23 protein-coding genes are annotated in these 19,185 nt (G+C 55.5%); 21 read left to right on the forward strand and 2 right to left on the reverse strand.

Annotation, left to right across the window (positions count from 1 at the left end):
- From F1379_RS30485 to F1379_RS28575, 5 genes are all read left to right on the forward strand, one after another.
- On the forward strand, positions 1 to 460 hold a 460-nt coding region (locus tag F1379_RS30485; RefSeq protein WP_239004849.1), incomplete at its 5' end, for a hypothetical protein.
- Positions 461 to 568: 108 nt separating this feature from the next.
- The gene (locus F1379_RS28560) at positions 569 to 1,135 is read left to right on the forward strand and encodes a putative ABC transporter permease (RefSeq protein ID WP_150275872.1); all 567 of its coding nucleotides are present in this window, start codon (positions 569 to 571) and stop codon (positions 1,133 to 1,135) included.
- A 185-nt stretch (positions 1,136 to 1,320) separates the two neighbouring features.
- The gene (locus tag F1379_RS28565) at positions 1,321 to 1,785 is read left to right on the forward strand and encodes an NUDIX domain-containing protein (RefSeq protein WP_150275873.1); all 465 of its coding nucleotides are present in this window, start codon (positions 1,321 to 1,323) and stop codon (positions 1,783 to 1,785) included.
- Between the two features lie 78 nt (positions 1,786 to 1,863).
- Entirely contained in the window at positions 1,864 to 2,262 is a 399-nt protein-coding gene (locus F1379_RS28570) for a ribosomal maturation YjgA family protein (RefSeq protein ID WP_150275874.1), read from the forward strand.
- Positions 2,263 to 2,282: 20 nt separating this feature from the next.
- Complete coding sequence (locus F1379_RS28575; RefSeq protein ID WP_150275900.1) at positions 2,283 to 3,074, forward strand: lipid II flippase Amj family protein; 792 nt, start codon at positions 2,283 to 2,285, stop codon at positions 3,072 to 3,074.
- Between the two features lie 11 nt (positions 3,075 to 3,085).
- On the opposite strand, the gene F1379_RS28580 is transcribed toward F1379_RS28575, so the two are convergent.
- Positions 3,086 to 3,901 carry a hypothetical protein gene (locus F1379_RS28580; protein WP_150275875.1) on the reverse strand — a complete coding sequence of 272 codons (816 nt, stop codon included), beginning with the start codon at positions 3,899 to 3,901 and terminating at the stop codon, positions 3,086 to 3,088.
- A 269-nt stretch (positions 3,902 to 4,170) separates the two neighbouring features.
- Here F1379_RS28580 and F1379_RS28585 point away from each other — a divergent pair, with 269 nt between their 5' ends.
- The 10 genes from F1379_RS28585 (at position 4,171) to F1379_RS28630 (ending at position 13,812) form a co-directional block, all read left to right on the forward strand.
- Positions 4,171 to 5,037, forward strand: coding sequence for an SDR family oxidoreductase (locus tag F1379_RS28585; protein ID WP_239004850.1), 867 nt, complete (start codon positions 4,171 to 4,173; stop codon positions 5,035 to 5,037).
- 50 nt (positions 5,038 to 5,087) lie between these two features.
- Positions 5,088 to 5,489 carry a DUF4265 domain-containing protein gene (locus tag F1379_RS28590; protein WP_150275877.1) on the forward strand — a complete coding sequence of 134 codons (402 nt, stop codon included), beginning with the start codon at positions 5,088 to 5,090 and terminating at the stop codon, positions 5,487 to 5,489.
- Positions 5,490 to 5,516: 27 nt separating this feature from the next.
- Entirely contained in the window at positions 5,517 to 6,008 is a 492-nt protein-coding gene (gene lepB / locus F1379_RS28595; protein WP_150275878.1) for a signal peptidase I, read from the forward strand.
- A 140-nt stretch (positions 6,009 to 6,148) separates the two neighbouring features.
- Entirely contained in the window at positions 6,149 to 7,183 is a 1,035-nt protein-coding gene (locus F1379_RS28600) for an HD-GYP domain-containing protein (protein WP_150275879.1), read from the forward strand.
- Between the two features lie 182 nt (positions 7,184 to 7,365).
- Positions 7,366 to 8,115 carry a GTP pyrophosphokinase gene (locus F1379_RS28605; RefSeq protein WP_150275880.1) on the forward strand — a complete coding sequence of 250 codons (750 nt, stop codon included), beginning with the start codon at positions 7,366 to 7,368 and terminating at the stop codon, positions 8,113 to 8,115.
- 51 nt (positions 8,116 to 8,166) lie between these two features.
- Positions 8,167 to 9,792 (forward strand): glycoside hydrolase family 9 protein, encoded by a 1,626-nt coding sequence (locus tag F1379_RS28610; RefSeq protein ID WP_150275881.1) that lies wholly within the window; start codon positions 8,167 to 8,169, stop codon positions 9,790 to 9,792.
- 66 nt (positions 9,793 to 9,858) lie between these two features.
- Complete coding sequence (locus F1379_RS28615; RefSeq protein WP_150275882.1) at positions 9,859 to 10,554, forward strand: HAD family hydrolase; 696 nt, start codon at positions 9,859 to 9,861, stop codon at positions 10,552 to 10,554.
- On the forward strand, positions 10,551 to 11,099 hold the full coding sequence (locus F1379_RS28620) for a YfiT family bacillithiol transferase (RefSeq protein WP_150275883.1): 549 nt from the start codon (positions 10,551 to 10,553) through the stop codon (positions 11,097 to 11,099). Before F1379_RS28615 ends, F1379_RS28620 begins: the two co-directional genes overlap by 4 nt.
- A gap of 216 nt (positions 11,100 to 11,315) precedes the next feature.
- A complete protein-coding gene (locus F1379_RS28625) occupies positions 11,316 to 12,908 on the forward strand; it encodes a sensor domain-containing diguanylate cyclase (RefSeq protein WP_150275884.1) in 1,593 nt (530 codons plus the stop codon).
- Between the two features lie 88 nt (positions 12,909 to 12,996).
- Positions 12,997 to 13,812 (forward strand): cupin domain-containing protein, encoded by an 816-nt coding sequence (locus F1379_RS28630; protein WP_150275885.1) that lies wholly within the window; start codon positions 12,997 to 12,999, stop codon positions 13,810 to 13,812.
- Positions 13,813 to 13,957: 145 nt separating this feature from the next.
- Here the strand turns inward: F1379_RS28630 and F1379_RS28635 are convergent, their stop codons facing one another.
- Positions 13,958 to 14,950 carry an acrylyl-CoA reductase family protein gene (locus tag F1379_RS28635; RefSeq protein WP_150275886.1) on the reverse strand — a complete coding sequence of 331 codons (993 nt, stop codon included), beginning with the start codon at positions 14,948 to 14,950 and terminating at the stop codon, positions 13,958 to 13,960.
- A gap of 143 nt (positions 14,951 to 15,093) precedes the next feature.
- Here F1379_RS28635 and F1379_RS28640 point away from each other — a divergent pair, with 143 nt between their 5' ends.
- The 6 genes from F1379_RS28640 (at position 15,094) to F1379_RS28655 (ending at position 19,172) form a co-directional block, all read left to right on the forward strand.
- Entirely contained in the window at positions 15,094 to 15,690 is a 597-nt protein-coding gene (locus tag F1379_RS28640; protein ID WP_150275887.1) for a TetR/AcrR family transcriptional regulator, read from the forward strand.
- Positions 15,691 to 15,769: 79 nt separating this feature from the next.
- A complete protein-coding gene (locus F1379_RS28645; RefSeq protein ID WP_150275888.1) occupies positions 15,770 to 16,387 on the forward strand; it encodes a hypothetical protein in 618 nt (205 codons plus the stop codon).
- Between the two features lie 507 nt (positions 16,388 to 16,894).
- Positions 16,895 to 17,056 carry a hypothetical protein gene (locus F1379_RS29915; protein WP_162551310.1) on the forward strand — a complete coding sequence of 54 codons (162 nt, stop codon included), beginning with the start codon at positions 16,895 to 16,897 and terminating at the stop codon, positions 17,054 to 17,056.
- 75 nt (positions 17,057 to 17,131) lie between these two features.
- The gene (locus F1379_RS28650) at positions 17,132 to 18,565 is read left to right on the forward strand and encodes an NAD-dependent malic enzyme (protein ID WP_420850556.1); all 1,434 of its coding nucleotides are present in this window, start codon (positions 17,132 to 17,134) and stop codon (positions 18,563 to 18,565) included.
- A gap of 14 nt (positions 18,566 to 18,579) precedes the next feature.
- Positions 18,580 to 18,711 carry a P-loop NTPase family protein gene (locus F1379_RS30600; protein ID WP_275262666.1) on the forward strand — a complete coding sequence of 44 codons (132 nt, stop codon included), beginning with the start codon at positions 18,580 to 18,582 and terminating at the stop codon, positions 18,709 to 18,711.
- 23 nt (positions 18,712 to 18,734) lie between these two features.
- Positions 18,735 to 19,172 (forward strand): hypothetical protein, encoded by a 438-nt coding sequence (locus F1379_RS28655; protein ID WP_150275890.1) that lies wholly within the window; start codon positions 18,735 to 18,737, stop codon positions 19,170 to 19,172.
- Positions 19,173 to 19,185: the final 13 nt, after the last annotated feature.

Genomic DNA, 19,185 nt, shown 5'->3' on the forward strand with positions numbered 1-19,185 from the left:
CAATTGTATGGTCAGGCTAGCGTCTTTAGGCGCAGTTTGGCAACAAGGGGTTATACCCCTAGAGCAAACCACCCGTTGGACGGGTGGTCCTGATTTATTTAATCCGCGTGCTTCAGGACCGGGTTCCGTGTTCCGGGTTATCCGTGTATTGAAGCTTCTCCCAAATCAGGTATACTGGATTCAAGTACAACCTCATCATGAGTTCAGCATCCAGAGGCACCTGCAGCTTGTTTCATGGATCAGGCAAATTATCAGCTTGCGGGGAGGAACGGATATGCGCAGTCGGAATAACGGCAGCAGATACAGGCCCAAGAACTCGGACGGCTACAGCGGTATACAGGAGAAAAAGTATCTGTCGGACATCGGTGTACGCAGTGAGCTGAAACCGGAGGTACAAAAACGGCAGGATGACAGCGCCTCCACAGGCCGGATAGACAAATCTTCAGATACAAAAGAATGAAAGGGCAGGAGATTTGCTCCTGCTGATGCATAATTGAATTCAAGCGTTGGCATACTATTCCGCGATAGCTTAGCTTTGGTAAATACTAGCTGCAGGAGCGGATACAGGATGCTGACACAGACAATTTCAACCGGCGGCTCTGCCGTTATGACGGCGGGCGAATATTTCTTCTATTTCATGTTCTATTCTGTGCTCGGGTGGTGCCTGGAGGGCACATATAACCGCTTCACAGTGGGTACCTTCCGTAAAGAAGGGTTTCTCAAGGGGCCTTACAAGCCTATGTACGGCTTCGCACCGCTAATGCTGGTGCTGGCGTATGAGCTCCATGCGCCGTTGCCGCTTATACTGGTGCTGGCACTGCTTATTCCCACCGGGGTTGAATACGCAAGTGGCTGGCTGCTCAAGGCGGTCTTCCGCAAGCAGTGGTGGGATTATTCGCAGCTGCCTTATCAGCGTGGGGGGCATATCTGCCTGAAGTTCTCGCTTTATTGGTGGGTGCTGTCCATTGCCTGTCTGTACGGGCTGCATCCTCTGGCTGAGCAGCTCTACAGCCGGATTATGCCGCTTTGGCAGCCGGTCGCACCTTGGTTTGCATTATGGCTTGCAGCCGACCTGCTCTGGACCTTCCGGGTGCGGCGGCGCGTTATTAAGATCTGGGATCTTGGTGAAAGTTGAACGGAGACAGCCTCTCCGTGCGGACATGCCGTGCAATGCGCAGCATGTCTTTTTTTTGCGTCAACGACAAGGTATTTATGGCGGCGACGTCCAATATAGTCAAGTAGTGTGGAAGAAGTTGCCAAGACCCTGTGCAGGTGGGTATCATGAGAGGAATACTGCTGCACTCTTGAAAGGGGATGAACATGCCTATATCCGACTACTACCAAGGCTTGCGCGGAAAAGTAGGTACAGAACTGCTGATGGTGCCGTCTGTAGCCGCAGTAATCCGCAATGACGAGGGCAAGATTCTGCTGCTCCGCAAAGGCGGAGGTTCCTGGGGCCTGCCCGCCGGTGCGCTGGAGCCGGGAGAGACTCCTTCCCGGGCAGTCCGCCGCGAAGTATTCGAGGAAGCGGGGCTGATGGTTACTCCGCAGCATATTCTCGGTGTGTTCGGCGGTGAGAAATACATATATGTCTATGAGAACGGCGACAAGGTCGCCTATTCCATCATCGTCTTCTCCTGCAGCATCGTCAATGGAACGCCCCGCAGTCTCGACGGGGAAGCGGATGAATTCCGGTTCTTCGCAGAAGACGGGCTGCCGGAGCTGTCCATTCCTTATCCGCAGAGTATCTTCCGGTCTGATAGCGGAAGCACGGTGTTCGAATAGCCGGCAGTCATCCGGCAACAATCCGTTCTGCTGCTCTTCTCTGATCATTAAACGCTGCTGCGAACGGAGGTGAAGGGAATGAGGGCAAAGCTCGGCTACGGCCTCGCGGTGCTGCTTGTCATGCTGTCCGGACTTGCCGCAAGGGGCTTCGGCAGCCATCTGCCGCCGTTTGTTGCAAGCCATTTCGGCGATGCGCTCTGGGCAGCGATGATCTATTTCGTATTCCGCATACTGTTCACACGGCAGAAACGCCGGCTGGCGCTTATGCTTGGATTCGGATTCTCTTATCTTATCGAATTCAGCCAGCTGTACCAGGCGGCCTGGATTGCCGGATTGCGGTCCACAGCTCTTGGCGGGCTGATGCTCGGCCAGGGATTTCTGTGGATTGACCTGCTGCGGTATGCCGCCGGCCTGCTGCTCGCCTGTGCGCTGGATGCCGTAGTCTGGCGCCTGCTCAAACAGAGCCCGGATAGTTAGGAGATGAACGCAAGTTGACAATGATGAACAGCCTGATTGTGGTCTGTCTGCTGACCATGATCATCAATACATCGGAAACGTTATCTTATGCAGTGCGGTTTGCCGGTGTACGCCTGAACAAAATCGCCATCGCGCTCTCGCTTACCGGCATCATTGTGCTTGTCTCGCGAACGGCCAATATGGTTCAGGCTCCCTTGACCGCCAAATTTGTAGACTATGCCAAGCACCACAGCGAATTCCCCTTGGATAATTACTTGCGGATCATCATGCTGGCTTCTTCGCTGGGCACCTTGATTGCCATCGCGGTGTTCCCGACCTTCGTCGGCTTGTCCGGGAGGGTCATCTCCAAGCTGGAGCTGGAAGGTTCTATTCCGAAGCTGCTGTCCAGCGTTACGGTCGGGCAGTTGAAGAATACCCGCAAATACATAAAGCGGCCCCGGTTCCATCTGCCAGGCTTCCGGTATCTGGGGATTCCGAAGCGCTTCATCGTGATGAACATCTTCGTGACCGCCTTCTATACGGTCGGTGTGCTGTCGTCGCTGTATGCGGCCAAGCTGGTGCCCGAGCTCAGCACGGCCGCTTCCCAGGCCTCCGGCCTGATCAACGGCCTGGCCACCATCCTGCTGACCGTGTTCATCGACCCGCAGCTGGGGATTATCACCCATAAAGCTACAGAAAGCGAGCTCTACCGTGACCAGCTTGGCAAGATCTACATGCTGCTGATGGGCTCACGCTTCCTAGGCACTCTGCTCGGCCAGCTTGCCCTGTATCCTGCGGCTTATCTCATCAGCGAGATCGTGCGGCTGATCTGAAGCCGCCGCCTTCAGCGCGGCAGCCTGGCCTCCGCCGCACGCAGCGCGCCGGTAATCTGCCGCTCCCAGGCGTATAGCTGCCGCCCGATGGCGAGCTGCTCCTGCATCTTCGCATACGACTGCTTCATTGCATCGGCTGCGGCAACGGCATCACCGGCATCGACTGCGGTCCTGTAGGCTTTGTCTGCGGCCTTGCGCCCGGCTGTGGCAGCGCTCAGCGGCTTGCTCTCTGCCGTAATCTGCTTCTTCAGCCCGGCAATGGGGGCCAGCGCCTCCTTGACTGGCTTCACCTTGGCGGCAGCCGCAGCCTTGGCCTGTGCCAGCTCGGCGCTCTTCGCCTTGATCTCGGCCTTGGCCGATGCTACTGAAGCTTTCAGCTTATTGCGCCTGAGCTCCAGCAGCACCGCCTGCTGCTGCTTCTCCGCCTTGCGCGCAGCAGCAGCCTCTTTGCCGAGCGCGGTATACTGCTCCAGCAGCGGAGCATGCCGCTTCTGAAGCGCGGCGGCTTCGCTCTTCAAGCGTCCGAGCAGCGCGGAATCCACAGCCTTAACTGCTGCGTTCACGGCAGTGCGCGCTGCATTATTCTGCTTGCGCAGTGCGGCCGTCTGGGCATTCTCTGTCTTGAGCGTCTCCTGCAGCGCCGTATAACCTGCATGCAGCTGCTCAATCTCTTTCAGTGAGGCATCCCAGTCGGCGGCGGCCAGACCGGGATGCCCGGCAAGCAGCAGCAGCACCACCAGCAGACCTGACAGCAGGCTGTAGCAAATACGTCTGCCGGATTTGCTGCGCTGCCGGGCAGGCGCTTCAAGCGGATTCAGTGAAATCATGTATTCATCAGCTCCTTGTCACTTAATATAGCAGGCATCAAAAAAGCACCTCCAAGAGGGGCCACTGGCCCATCCTGCGAGGTGCTTCTCCCGCTCCGCGTATATTTATCCCAACTTTAACTTGAAATGAATGGGAAGTCAAGACTCAAAAAGAATGTATGTTCGCCATCCTCGGCCGGACTTTGTAATCCCATCCTCATTCTATGTTACAATGATTGAGATGAATGGAAGAAATCATAGATAACATTAGAAGAGCGGGAGGATACTCTTTGAAATCCGACTTTCAACCTGCGCGTGAGCCCGTCGCGCTGATTACCGGCACCTCCAGCGGTTTTGGCCTGCTTACCGCCCTGGAGCTGGCGGGTCAAGGCTATCATGTCATTGCTGCCATGCGGGATATAAGCCGCAGCGGTGAGCTGCTGAAGCTGGCGGAGCACGCGGATATCCGGGAGAGAATTCATCCGGTAACCATGGATGTGACGGATGAAGCAGCCGTGAACCGGACTGTGGCAGAAGCAGAAGCGGCCTGGGGCGGCATCGATGTTCTGGTGAACAACGCCGGCTTTGCGGTAGGCGGGTTTACGGAAGAAGTGAGCATGGAAGACTGGCGGCGGCAGATGGAGACCAACTTTTTCGGCGTAATTGCGGTCTCGAAGGCGGCCATTCCCGGTATGCGGGTACGCCGGTCAGGAATAATCATCAATGTCAGCAGTGTGAGCGGTTTGACGGGATTTCCCGGCTATGGGCCTTATGCGGCTTCGAAGTTTGCCGTCGAGGGCTTCAGCGAGAGTCTGCGCCAGGAGCTGGCCGGCTTCGGTATCCGCGTCGTGCTGGTCGAGCCCGGCTCCTTCCGGACGCCTATCTGGGATAAGGGCATTGACGGTCTGCAGGTCCGGGAAGCTTCTCCCTATGCCCGGGAGCTGGACGACGTGCTGCGCTATTCCCGCCGTACAGCAATGAACGCCCCCCATCCCCGCGCCGTGGCGGAATTGATCGGAAGGATTGTCCGTATGCGCTCGCCGAAGCTGCGCTATCCCGTAGGTAAAGGGACCCGGCTGCTGATCATCGGCAAAACGCTGCTTCCATGGAAGCTGCTGGAGCGCATTATCGCCAATGGATTGCGGTCAGGACAGTAAACAGGAACGGAATACATACATGCATTAATTGTAGTTGGAGGTGATTGAAAATGCCGGAGATCATGGGCTTGCAGTTTTGCTTTGATGAGCATGGGCGCGAGATCGAAATACTCGACGTGACTCCTGTTGCCCGGAATGAATACCGGATTGAGGAGACTCCATTGTTTCACCCCGGCCTTTCACTGGGGGATATCATCCGGGTGAAGGAGAAGCAGGGAATTCTGCATTACATAGAGACCGTGCACAAATCCCGCTACCGCAAATATGCCTGGCTTCTGAGCCAGGAGGCGGCGGAATCCCGGGAGATTAAAGACTTCATCCGCAGGGTTGCAGGGCAGCAGGGACGCTGGGAACGGATATTCAGCGGGGTGCTGATCGTCCATTTGCCGGCAGCGGCAAATCTTGACGCCGAAGGCGAGATGGCAGCGATTTTGCAACGATTTGGGCTGTAACAGTACATAAAGTGAGGTGGCTGTACAATGAAATTTTTGAAGCAGTGGGTGCCCAGCATTGTGATTGGCGTGATTCTGGCCATGTTTATCCGGTCCTATGTGGCAGAGGCGATGCGGGTGCCTACAGAGTCCATGGTGCCGACCATCCAGGTCAATGACAGGCTGGTGGTAAATAAGCTGCTCTCGCTTACTACCCTCCGGCATGGGGATATGGTAGTATTCTATCCGCCTGACGACGCAGAAGGGAACAAATACGTCAAACGGCTGATCGGCCTGCCGGGCGATACAGTCGAGATTAAGGACGGAGCCCTATACCGCAACGGGGCTAAGGTGGAAGAGCCGTATATCAAAGAGCCGATGGCTTATACCTTTGACGAGGTTACGGTTCCGGAGGGTCATTATTTTTTTCTCGGGGACAACCGGAATGTCAGCTTTGATTCCCATTTGTGGAGTACGCCCTTTGTGGCGGAGGACCAGCTGATCGGCAAAGTGCTTTTTGATGTAAATGCCCTCTTCTAAAAGAGACTAAAGACAGTGGTCCCTTGGCACTAGAGCAGGCAGGTGAATGCGACTTTCTCCGTATTGTAGCCCCGCGGGGGATTGACTATGATCAAGTAAGTATAAGCTATTCATCCTGCACGTTAAAGGAGTGCCGCTAGTTGAAAGTACATGTGACAGACCTCAAACCCGGCGACTGCCTGCTCTATGACACCTTCAATACCCAGGGTCTGCACGTCCTCTCCAAAGGAACGGCCATTCGGGTTGAAGATATCGCCTTTCTGCTGAGACACCGGATTGATTATGTAGATATTGAGCTGCGCAGCGTAGAGTCCGGAGGGGCCGGCAGTCTTCAAGATCATGGGCTGCATGAGGAATTTGACCAAATTCTTCTCGGATATGAGTCGATTTTTCTGGAAGCACTGGCCCAAGGCACCTTCACCAAGTCGATGGTCGAGGATACGCTGAAGCCTTTCCTGGAGGTGCTTGACCGGCAAAAGGATGTCGTCTCCCTGCTGCTGCTGCTGGACCGGGAGGACCTCGATACCTATGAGCATTCCCTGCAGACCGGATTGCTGTCTTATTATTTGGCTTCCTGGCTAGGCTACTCCAAGGAAGAGCGCTATCGCATCAGCTGTGCGGGCTTGCTGCATGATATCGGCAAGAGTCAGATTCCGCTCTCCATTCTCAACCATCCCGGCCCTTTGACTTCGCTTGAAGCGGAGGAGCTCAAACTGCATACCCATTTCGGCTATGACATCATCCGCAGCTCCGGGCTGGACGAGACAACGGCACTGGTTGCTCTGCAGCATCATAAATATGCCGACGGCTCGGGTTATCCGGGCAGACTGGATCCCGGGCAGATTCATCCCTATACCGAAATCGTGACTGTGGCCAATGTTTATCTGGGGCTCAGCACCTCGCGGCAGGGCCATTACAAGCAGGGTCTGGGGACGGTATTGCGCCAAATCCATGAGATGGGCTTCGGACAGCTGAACGGAAACGTGGTCCAGGCGCTCACCGGACATTTGCTGCCCGGTTTTGTAGGCAAGCAGGTACAGCTCAGCAACGGCGAGACCGGTACCATCGTAATGAACAACCCGCTTGACTTGTTCAAGCCGCTGGTCAAGGTGAATGATATGTTCCGGGATTTGTCACGCGAGCGCAGCTTGTTCATGGATGAGGTATTTGTGTAAGGGGGAGCGTTCCCCGCGAGTAATATGGCAGGAAGAGGCTGTGTGGACCTGAGGTCCATACGGCCTTTTTATTTGAAATGCACCGGTAGATTGGCTTATGATGAATGAGAGATTATTAATGATTCAGCCGGGCTGTATGACGGCAGCAGCCCCTGAAGAAGCAAACATGAGGAGAAATTACAATGAGTACCGAAATACAGCTGGAACAACTGAAGCAGTTGAGATATGATTTGACCCGGTTTATGATGATCTACAAATTTGCCCTGGAAGAGATGGAGACCAAGATTGAAATCCTCAAGGAAGAGTTCCAGAGCCTGCATGATTACAGCCCGATCGAGCATACCAAATCGCGGTTGAAATCGCCCGAGAGCATTATGAATAAAATGCTGCGCAAAAACAAGGAGTTCTCCCTCGATGCGGTAAGAGCCAGCATCAAGGATATTGCCGGGCTCCGGATTACCTGCTCATTCATATCGGATATTTACCGGGTCAGCGATATGCTGGCGAATCAGGATGATCTGAAGGTGCTTGGTATTAAAGATTACATCAAGCATCCCAAACCTAACGGCTATCAGAGCCTGCATCTGCTGGTAGAGGTGCCGGTATTCCTGTCCGACTGCCAGGAGCATGTGTGCGTAGAGGTACAGATCCGCACGATTGCTATGGATTTCTGGGCCAGCCTGGAGCATAAAATCTTCTACAACTACAGCAAATCCAGCAAAACGGTTCCCGAGCATCTAACCCGCGAACTCAAAAATGCCGCGGACAAGGCTTACGAGCTGGATGTGCAAATGGAGCGCCTGAACCGGGAGATTCAGGAGATCAAGGACGCCCAAAGCGAGAACGATCTGCAGGAGGAACTGCGGCGTATGATCGGCGATAACCGGCAATTGAACCTGCCGGCTCAATTCATGAGACTGCTGGGGGAATAATGATGACCCCCGCTTCTTTATATTATTGATGTTAAGGGAGAGAGGCATACAATGAACCAGAGCGTTTCCCGTACCATTGCCTTGAATCAGCTGGGATACATCACAGATGCCGAGAAGCTTGCTGTGTTCCGCGGAGAAGGGCGGGAGTTCAGGGTAGTTGAGGAGGAAAGTGGAGCGGTTGTCTTCACCGGACGTACGGATTCCCCCAAGCAGGACCTGCCCAGCGGGGCCAGCGTACATACCGGAGATTTCTCTGCCGTGACTGCGCCGGGAAGCTACCGTATAGAGAGCGAGGACGGAGCGGTGTCGGCCGTATTCTGCATCACGGACAAGCCCTATCATAATTTGCAGCAGGGATTATTGAAAGCCTTTTATTTCTACCGCTGCGGCGTTGAATTGAGCGAAGCCTACGCCGGACCCTGGGCGCACAAAGCGTGCCATACCGGCACGGGAACCGTCTACGGGCAGCCGGAGCTGAAGCTGGACAGCTGCGGAGGGTGGCATGATGCGGGCGATTACGGCAAATATTCCGGACCTGGCGCAAAGGCCGTGGCTGATCTGCTGCTGGCCTATGAGCTGTATCCTTCGGCATTTGCCGCACCGATCCCGATTCCCGAGAGCGGCACCGGCATGCCGGATGTGCTGCTGGAATGCAAGGTGGAGCTGGACTGGCTGTTCAAAATGCAGGAAGCCGGTACCGGCGGCGTATATCACAAGCTGACAACCCTCAGCTTTCCGGGGCTTGATGTGATGCCGGAGGATGACACGGCTGAGCTGTACTTCTCTCCGGTTTCTGCCACGGCCACCGGCAATTTCGCCGGTGTAATGGCACTCGCCGCCCGGATCTACCGACCGTTCGATCCGGTCTATGCCGGAAGGTGCCTGGAAGCGGCTGTGCAAGCTTGGAGCTGGCTGGAAGGCCATCCCGAGGCGGGCGGCTTTACCAATCCGCCGGAAATTTCCACCGGCGAATACCCCGACGGCGAGGTGCGCGATGAACGGTATTGGGCGGCAGCCGAACTGCTGCGTACAACAGGGGAAGACAAGTACCATCAAGCGGTTCTTGGACTCGTGAAGCTGCCGTTCCCCAAGTATGAGCTTGGCTGGGGCGATATGGGCGGGTACGGCAGCCTGGCTTACCTGCTGAACGGCGAAGTGCGCGCAGACGCGGATACCTTTGCCTCACTGAAGGCAGGGCTGCTGGCTGAAGCCGACCGGCTGCTTATGCAGAGCGGCGAGGATGGCTACCGCATCTCACTGCGGGAGGAAGATTATATCTGGGGCAGCAACATGGTCGTGCTGAACCGGGCGATGACGCTGCTGGCGGCTGAGCATCTCAGCGGCGATGAGCGCTACGCGGCCTGCGCGCTGGATCATCTGCACTACCTGCTGGGCCGGAATGTGCTGGATATCAGCTATGTGACCGGCTTCGGCGACCGGCCTGTCATGCATCCGCATCACCGGCCCTCCGTCGGCGACGGGGTGGCGGAGCCGGTGCCCGGACTGGTTGCCGGCGGACCCGACCGCGGGCTCCATGATGAATACGTGGCGCAGCATCTGCAGGGCCGGCCGGCGGCCGCCTGCTTCGCCGACCATGAAGACAGCTATTCCACCAATGAGGTGACGATCTACTGGAACTCGCCGGCGGTATTTGTTGCCGCCCGTTTTAACCGTTAGGCTGCAGAAGAACTTATATAGATAATGGATTGTTTCAATAAGTAAGCTTGCGGAGGGATTGTAAATATGGGCGCTATCAAAGTAATCAGCCTGGATATGTTCCAGACCTTGGTCGATATACAAGGCAGGAACGCACAGGTATGGAAGCCTATTTTGCAGGAGGAATACAGTGTTGAACGGGCCAAGGACTACGGCGGCAAGGTGCTGGCGCATTTTTTGGCGGGTGTGGAGGCGCTTCGTCTGAGCGGAGGGTTCAGGCTCTCGCAGGAGCTTTTTCAGCACAGCTATGAAGAGGTGTTCGCCCGTCATTCCATTGCCTATGAACCGGCGAAGGCGGTGGAGCATCTGTTTGCCGAACATCGCCTTGCAGCGCTGTATCCCGATACCGAGGCATTCCTCCAGCGGGTGTGCGCCGAGTATCAGGTGTGCATCGTCAGTGATACCGATCTCCGCATGCTGCCGGAGTTCTACCGGAGTTACCCGCTGACCCTATTTACCTCCGAGCAATACCAGTCCTACAAGAATGACAGCCGCAACCTGATGTTTCATGCGGTCCTTCAGCATTACGGCGTCCGTCCGGACGAAGTTCTGCACATTGGCGATTCATCCGGAGATGTGCTTGGAGCGGCCAGGGCCGGCATCCGCACCTGCTGGATTAACCGCAGCGGTGCCGAATGGTCGCATGAGGTCAAGCCGGAATTAACGATTGCCACGCTGGAGGAGCTGCATGGCTGGCTGACGGAAGGGAGGCAGGCGGGATGAACGGAGAACCGGAACCGTCAGAACAGCTGCGCTACCCAATCGGCAGATTCTCTCCGCCGGGCAGGCTAATTACGGAGCAGCGGCAAGCGTACATTGAGGAGATCCGGGGGCTTGGCGGAGCACTGCGGGCGCTGGTGCAGCCGCTGTCCGGGGAGCAGCTCGACACGCCTTACCGGGAAGGCGGCTGGTCGGTCAGAATAGTCGTGCACCACTTGGCTGATTCCGGTATGTACGCCTACCTGCGCTTTAAGCGCGGCCTGACCGAATCGGCGCCGGAAATGCCGACTTACCGGGAGGACCTTTGGGCGGAGCGGAGCGATTATACGGAAGAGCCTGCGGAGACTTCGCTTGTACTGCTGGACAGCCTGCACCGGCGCTTCGCCCGTCTGCTGGAAACGGTGGATGAGACGGATTATTCCCGGATGATCGTCAGCCAAGGTCTGGGTAGCATGACACTGGATACAGCACTTGCCCGGTATGTGTGGCATAACCGGCATCATATGGCGCATATCGCCGGATTATTGGAACGTAAAGGTTGGCGTTAAGAGTTTAAGCGGCCGGGAGGTGATCCCGGCTGCTTTTTTTGTGAAAAGCTATAACATAGGTCACAAGTACCCGAAAGAATACCGCTCAGTTAACCGATAAATAAGGTGTAGACATATGCAGAAATAATTGGATGAGAGCGGCTGCGCCGTAATCCACCTGCGTTGTATATAATGAAAGTCAGCAGATGTATTGGATGGCAGGCAAGGAGGTGCAGCATGGCCGTATCCGTTCAACCGGCAAAATCATCCGACAGGAAGCTCAGTCTTACCACATTGCTAATCAGCCTTGTGACGCTTGTAGCGGTAATGACTACAAGCATTGTACTGGCAGCTTCCTATCATTCCAAAAAAAGATCCTTGATTAATACTACACTGAATCTCAATTTCGCCAACGCTGAGCGTATGAGCCTGACTGCCGATTCCCTCTTCCGCTCGATGCGCAGCAGCCTGCTATACAGCGCCAAGGTCCTTTCGGGAATGAGTCCGGCACAGCGGACGGAGATTGCCGACTATCTGGAGCTGATGCGCAACAGCAGCAATTATTTCAATTCCCTTATTCTGGTTGGACCGGATAGCGTTGTGCTCGGCAGCTCGCCGGAATCGCTGGGCATTAACGGACACCACATTGTATCGCCGCCCGCTCTGGAGGCGCTGCAGCTGAAGAAATCCTATATTTCCCGGCCGTATATTTCTTCAACCACTGGCAGAAGCCTGCTGTTTATGAGTGAACCGCTCTTCGATAAGAACGGGCTGTATCTTGGCCAATTGGGCGGTTCGATCTATCTTCAGGACTATAACATTCTGAACATGATTTACGGGAACAACAAGATCGATGACTCCGGCTCCTATTTCTTCATTGTCGGCTCGGATGGCCATCTGATCTTTCACCCCGATAAAACGCGGATTAACACGGATGTCTCGGCGAGTCCGCTCGTGCAAAGGCTGATGAACGGGGGAAGCGGACGGATGGCGGCGCTGAACATTAACGGCGAAGAGATGCTGGCCGGTTATTCGGGTGTCCCTTCCAGCGGATGGGGGGTTGCGGTAGTATCGCCGGAAAGCGTCATTCAGGAGCAGCTAAGCGGTCATTTGCGCAAAATCGTCGGATTAATGGTGCTTCCGTTTGCGCTGATGCTCCTTTGTGTAATCGTTCTCGCGCACAGGCTGGCGCACCCGTTTGTAGCGCTGGCCAATCTCGTAGGACGCTTTGGCAAGGAGCATGTGGAGCTTCCGGAGATGAAGCCGCACTGGAACCGGGAGGCAGATCTGCTGACCAAGGCGGTGGACATTGCCTGGAAGGATATTCAGAAGCAGACGGACCAGCTGACCCATGATGCGATGACCGATCAGTTAACAGGGATCGCCAACCGCCGGGGCATGGAATGGAGTGCCGGGCAATGGATTGAAGCCGGGGTTCCTTTTTCGCTGATTGTACTGGATGTGGACAAGTTCAAGGTCGTCAACGATACGCATGGCCATCTGGCAGGAGATGAGGTGTTGCGCTGGGTGGGCGATGTCATTGCGAATGCTATCCGCCCCGGAGATGTATGCGCCCGCTTCGGCGGAGAGGAATTTGTCGTGCTGCTGCCCCGGACCAGCAATGCTTTTGCGGTTGCCGAGCGCATCCGCAGCAGGCTGGAGCAGAGCAAAGGACCGCTGGAGCAGCGGATCACCTCTTCCCTGGGCATCGCCCATTTCCCGCTGCACGGCGGAACGCTTGCAGAGCTGTTGGACAAAGCTGATCAAGCCTTGTATACCGCCAAGCGCAAGGGGAGAAACTGTACGGTCGTTGCCGGGAAAGAAGGCTGAGCCGGGCTGCTGCTTAAGAAAGCCGACGGCTTTAACCCCGGCTGAATTCCCGGATGCTGTCACCTGGGCCTGGGCGGATGCATACGCTATGGGCAGAACGAACAAAATCCGGTCAGCAGAAGGGAAGGATCGCACGGTGACTTCAACCATGGATTATACTTTACCCACGACACAGTTCAGCTTTGATTTGAACAGCAGTACCTTATTCCGCAAGGATGCGTACAACTTCATCAATGTTCTGGGCATCAAGCAGCTTAATACGCTGGAGAACACTTCGCTGCTTGATATTTTTCTCAGCAAATCGAATGTAGTGGAGCCCCATTATCATCAGAATGCCGCCGAATTGGTCTATTGTATTTCCGGTGCGGCAGTCGTGTCGCTGATCAATCCGTTTACGAACCAGCTGCTGAATTTTCCGATTACCCCCGGCATGGTGGCGAATGTGCCGCAGGGCTGGTGGCATTATGAGGTGGCTACGGTAGACGGGACGCATCTGCTGGCCATCTTCGATGCACCGACGCCCGAGGTCATTCTGGGTTCGGATATTCTGCTCAAGACGCCGGCCAGCGTGTGGGCTCATACGTATTGCATGGATGAAGCGAAGGTGAAGGAGACCTTCGCTCCGGTCCAGCCGCGGACCTTCATCGGACCGCCCAAGGACTGCGTCAAGGGAGTCAAGGGAACTGCCGAGAACGCGGAGAATATCAATATGCCGGCGCATGTGTCCCCCCAGGCCAATATGCCGGCGCATGTGTCTCCCCAGGCCAATATGGCTCCGCAGCCATTCGGGTATTCGCCCTATGCGGCACCGGGACAATACGCTCAGCCTTATGGTACACAGTACCGCCAGCAGCCGTATGTCCAGCCGTATCCCTTCTTTCCGAACCAGGTGATTACGGAATAGCATATGACCCATTTCGAGGCTTCCTGGCTGAAGCTTCGGCGGAGAACAGCAAAGCGTCCGGACAAGGGGAACACCTTGACCGGACGCTTTGTCTATTGATATGCAAGTTGAACCTTATCGCTCCGTTGCCGCCAGGGCGCCGGAATTAAGCCATCCGCACGAGCACCCGGCCCCGGGTATTCGACTTCAGGATATCTTCGAGCGCTTGAGGCAGCTCGGTGAGGCTAAGCTCGCGGTCCACAAGCAGCTCAAGCGCTTCCGGCTTCAGGTCACCGGCCATCCGCTCCCAGGTGCGCCGGCGTTTCTCCATAGGGCAGGCCACAGAGTCGATGCCAAGCAGCGCGACACCGCGCAGAATGAACGGCAGAACAGTTGTGGCGACAGCTGTTCCGGCTGTCAGGCCGCTGGCGGCTACGGCTCCGCCGTACGCGACCTTGCTGAGCACGGCGGCCAGCGGGCCCCCGCCCACCGAGTCTACAGCGCCTTGCCACAGCTGCTTGTCCAGCGGCTTGGCAGCAGAAGCGCCTACATCCTCGCGGGAGATCACTTCGGCTGCGCCCAAAGCCTGCAGATAGGCGGCTTCCTCCGTCCGGCCGGTACTGGCCGTTACTGTATAGCCTATCTTGGCCAGCATCGCCACAGCGGCGCCGCCTACGCCTCCGGTAGCACCGGTGACCAGCACCTTGCCTTTATCCGGCGCGGCGCCGTGTTCTTCCAGCGCCTGAACCGACAAGGCAGCGGTCAGGCCGGCGGTGCCGAAGATCATCGCTTCCCGCAAGCTGAGCCCTTCCGGAAGCGGCAGTACCCATTCAGCCGGAATGCGGGCATATTCGCTGAAGCCGCCGAAATGGGAGACGCCGATACCGTAGCTGGTTGCAATGACGTTCTGGCCGGGCTCAAAGCGGCTGTCCCCGGAAGAGACCACAACACCGGACAGGTCGATACCCGGAATAAATGGATACTGGCGGACAATGTTGCCGTTTGGAATACCAGCCAGACCGTCTTTATAGTTCACACTGGAGTAGGCTACTCTAATCAGTACTTCGCCGGCGGGCAGTTCATCAAGGGTCAGCGGCTTAACCGCTACCGAGAAAGCTTCGCCTTTGTCAACGACAAGGGCTTGAAAGGTTTCAGACATCGTTCTATCTCTCCTGTTCTTTGAGAACCTGGTTTGGAAATCCTCTAATGTAAGACCGTTATATAATATTTATTCTGACCGGTCAACTTTTTTGATGCTATGATATATAGTACAACCATTTCTATCCATGTGCGGGAGGCTTTATGGTACGTTACAAGAAATCCGAAGAGAAGCGCAAGCAGATCCTGCATGCCGCCTTTCAGGCGTTGGCTGCAGCGGGATACGATGCCGTTACCCTGCAGACGATTGCCGACCATGCCGGAGTCAGCAAAGGCGTTGTGCATTATTATTTTGCGAGCAAGGAGGCCGTGCTCGTCGAACTGCTGGAATGGCTCACCGGAAAAATCTCGGCCCGGGAAACCGCTGCGGTCCGGGAGCAGACAACGGCCGCCGGCAAGCTCGCCGCTTATATCGACTCGGCATTTGCCGGCCCGTCCAAGAACCGTTCGTTCTATCGGGTGTATCTCGATTTTCTGGCCAGAGCCAGCCGGATCGAAGCCTACAAGGACATTAACCGGCGATTCTATGACAGCTGTGCCGCCATCAGCGCCGAGGTGCTGACGCTTGGACAGCAGGAGGGCATCTTCGTCCGCGAGCTGTCGCCGGAGACGACGGCCCCGCTGATCCGCGCCTTGATTGACGGCTGTCTGATTCAATGGCTGATGACCGGCTCCGATGAAGACCATACCGCTTTCCGGGACTCCTGCCATGCGGCGGTGCTGAAGCTGTTAAGTATTTAATGGCATAGGCACCGGGCTTCATTCATGTTAAATTATGGATGGAAGAAGAGCGTGATATGAAGAAAGCAGGTGAAATCCAATGTCTGAGCGCAATAAACGGAGAGCGTTCATTGTTTCACTGCTGGTAGCCTCAGTTATATTGAATGTGTCTTTATTTTTGGACAACCGGAATTTACGGATTAGTATGAACTTCCTGAGCTCGTGGATGCAGTCAGAGATTCAGGGAGAAACCTCGGTGCAGGAGAGCACCGAGAGGCTGATTCAACGATTGACGCTGCTGGAGCTGAAATCGGAGAGCGGACAGAGCGGAGAGCAAGAGCTGCTGGAGCTGCAGGAGAGCGTAATGGCGTTGCCGCAGGTTACCCGGCTGCTGGCGCTGATCAAGGAGCTGAAAGCTGACGGCGGGGAGGCTGCCCTGGAGCTTGACATGGTGGAGTGGCTTACCGGACAAGAGGCGGCAGCCGCTGCCGAAGCAGACGGGCAAGTGCTGCCTGGTAACTTCTATGTCCGCAACGCCAGTGAAGAGCATATTCCCGCCACACTGGGACGGAATGTACAGATCGCAGTGCTTGACGGGACAGTACATAAGCTGATTACCTATGACGAATTCCTTGCCGAAGGGCCGGAAGAGCGTCTCTTTTACTTCATTTCGGTCGGCGGCAAAGTTGTGCTCCTGAAAGAGCAGTACCGGCCTTAGAGCAGTATCTGCTTTTGAGGAGCGCGGGCCAGTGCAGACCATTAGGACAATAGAGACCATAGAAGAGTGTGGACCTTAGAGCCAGTACAGACCATAGAAGCATAGAACAGTGTATAACATAGAATAGTTCATGAAATAGAACAGCGCATAACATAGAACGGTGCATAACATAGAATAGTGTAGACCCTAGAACAATAGTATCCCGGTAAATTACAACAACGATTACAGCGGCGAACTAGCATGATAATTTGCTGGTTATGTACTAACTTTGAGCTTCCGGCGAGGTTTTGGACCTCCAGCCGCAGTCGGCCATCAGATTCCTGGATTTTGTTACATAATTCGTGGGCGGTAGAATCCCGGGGTAGCTGCTTTAGTTGGAAAATCGCAACTTAATTTCACCTGTTTGGAGCATGATCGCAAGCCTAGTTGGATAATCGCCACTTAATATGCTTGTAAATCCACTACCACACCAATATCACTCAAATTAAGTGGCGAAAATCAAACTATATGGCTGAAATCCGTAAAAACAGCAAGATTAGTGTGCGAAAATCGAACTATCTCTCCATCGTAACGTTTGAATTTATCTGGGGCGTGGCCTTGACTAAGGACGGCGATCAGACTTTAGGCGGCATATCATCGGCCGGTGAAATGACCGCTGTTAACCGGTAACTAAGGCTCCTGCAATATCCCTCTGTTTCCATACTTATGTATATTATGTGAACTTGTAGTATAGTGGACATAGAGCTGGAAATTGAAGGAGGCAGAGCTATGTCCATTGCGACTACAATGATTATCCGGCTGGAAATCCGCACCCGGGAAGCGTCGTTCGGTGAGGTGGCGGCCAGACTCGCCGCAGCCGGCGGCGATATGGTGGCGATTGATGTCATCCGCGCGGGCAAAGAAACGACGGTACGCGACATAACGGTCAATGTACAGGATGCGGGCAATGAAGCGCTGACCGCTGTGTTGTCGGGCATGCCGGGCATCAAGGTAATCAATGTCTCGGACCGGACCTTTCTGGCCCATCTGGGCGGTAAAATCGAGATTACACCAAAGATGCCGATCAAGAATCGGGAAGATCTCTCGCTCGTCTACACGCCCGGTGTAGCCCGTGTATGTATGGCGATTGCGGCGGACCCCGGCAAAGCCAACTCGCTGACGATCAAGCGAAATACAGTGGCGGTCGTCACCGACGGTACCGCTGTGCTGGGTCTCGGCGATATCGGTCCGGAAGCCGCGCTGCCGGTCATGGAAGGCAAGGCCATGCTGTTCAAGCAGCTGGCGGATGTCGATGCCTTCCCGCTTTGTCTGAATACCAAGGATACCGAGCAGATTATCGGCATTGTGAAAGCGGTTGCTCCTGGTTTTGGCGGCATTAATCTGGAGGATATCAGCTCGCCGCGCTGCTTCGAGATCGAGCGGAGGCTCTCTGCGGAGCTGGATATCCCGGTCTTTCATGACGACCAGCATGGAACGGCGGTAGTCGCCCTGGCCGGGCTGCTGAACGCACTGAAGGTGGTGGACAAACGGATATCCGACTGCCGGATCGTAGTGGTGGGCATCGGTGCGGCCGGCGTGTCGATTTGCCGGCTGCTGCTGGCGGCCGGCGCCCGCAGGCTCTATGGCGTGGACCGGGAAGGCCTCCTAAGCCGTGGACAAACTTACACAAACAGGGAGTGGACTGATCTGGCGGAAGCGACCAATCCCGAAGGGCTAACGGGTGGACTGGCGGAAGCGATCCATGGAGCGGACGTATTTATCGGCGTATCCGGCGGCAACATTCTGGACCTTGCCCTTCTGGAAACGATGGCCCCGGACCGGATCGTCTTTGCGATGGCGAACCCGATTCCGGAGATTGATCCGGAGCTGGCTGAGCCATGTGTCCGTGTGCTGGCGACGGGACGGAGTGATTATCCGAATCAGATCAACAACGTGCTCTGCTTCCCCGGAATCTTCCGCGGGGCGCTGGATTGCCGGGCCCGGACGGTCAATCTGGAGATGAAGCTGGCTGCCGCTCAGGCCATCGCCGCAGTCGTTCAGAAGGATGAGCTGGGCGAGCAGTATATCATCCCGAGTATTTTTAACGAAAAGGTGGTAGAGGAGGTCCGGCTGGCGGTTATCAAAGCGGCGATTGCGACGGGAGTGGCCCGCCGGATTCCGCCGGATATATCCGAATGAACGGAGGAGTACAAGTGGCTCGCAGCCGCAAGCTGCACGAAGCATGGATGGCAGAGCTGAATTGCCCGGTTCTGCGGCTGGAAGGCGATCTGCCGGTCGAAGCGCGTGTGGAAGCCGTTCTTGAATGGTTGCACCATGACAATTAGTCAGGAGATGGAGGGCCTGTGGCGTGAGACATTTTCTGAGGATGTTTATACTGACCGGATTAACACTGCTTCTAATCACTGCGTGCAGCAGCGATACACTGGATTATAACTATACCTATACAGGGGGAAGTGAGAGCTGGTCCGCCGAGTATATCCAGAAGGCTTCAGAGAAGCCTGTCAAGCGGAACGGGAAGGATATGTATTACGAGCGGAGTCAGAGCTACACCTTTGAACTCCAATATAAAGGAAGCCCCGCCGATCTGGAGGCCATCCAACAGTTCAAGTACGGCTTCAAAACGACGGGAAGCAGCATGACGCAAACTCTGGATGGGCCACCAGATGCGGACCTCATGAAGATAGAGGGCAAGAATCTTTCGATTTTGCGTGAGGATGCGAGCATTAGCGTAACTGTGGAATGGGACGGAAAGCAGGAACAGTTCGAGCTGCAGCTTAAGAAATAGTACGGAAGAAGCT

Origin of the sequence: Paenibacillus tepidiphilus (genome assembly GCF_008635795.1) — a bacterium.
Lineage (GTDB): Bacteria > Bacillota > Bacilli > Paenibacillales > Paenibacillaceae > Paenibacillus_AQ > Paenibacillus_AQ tepidiphilus.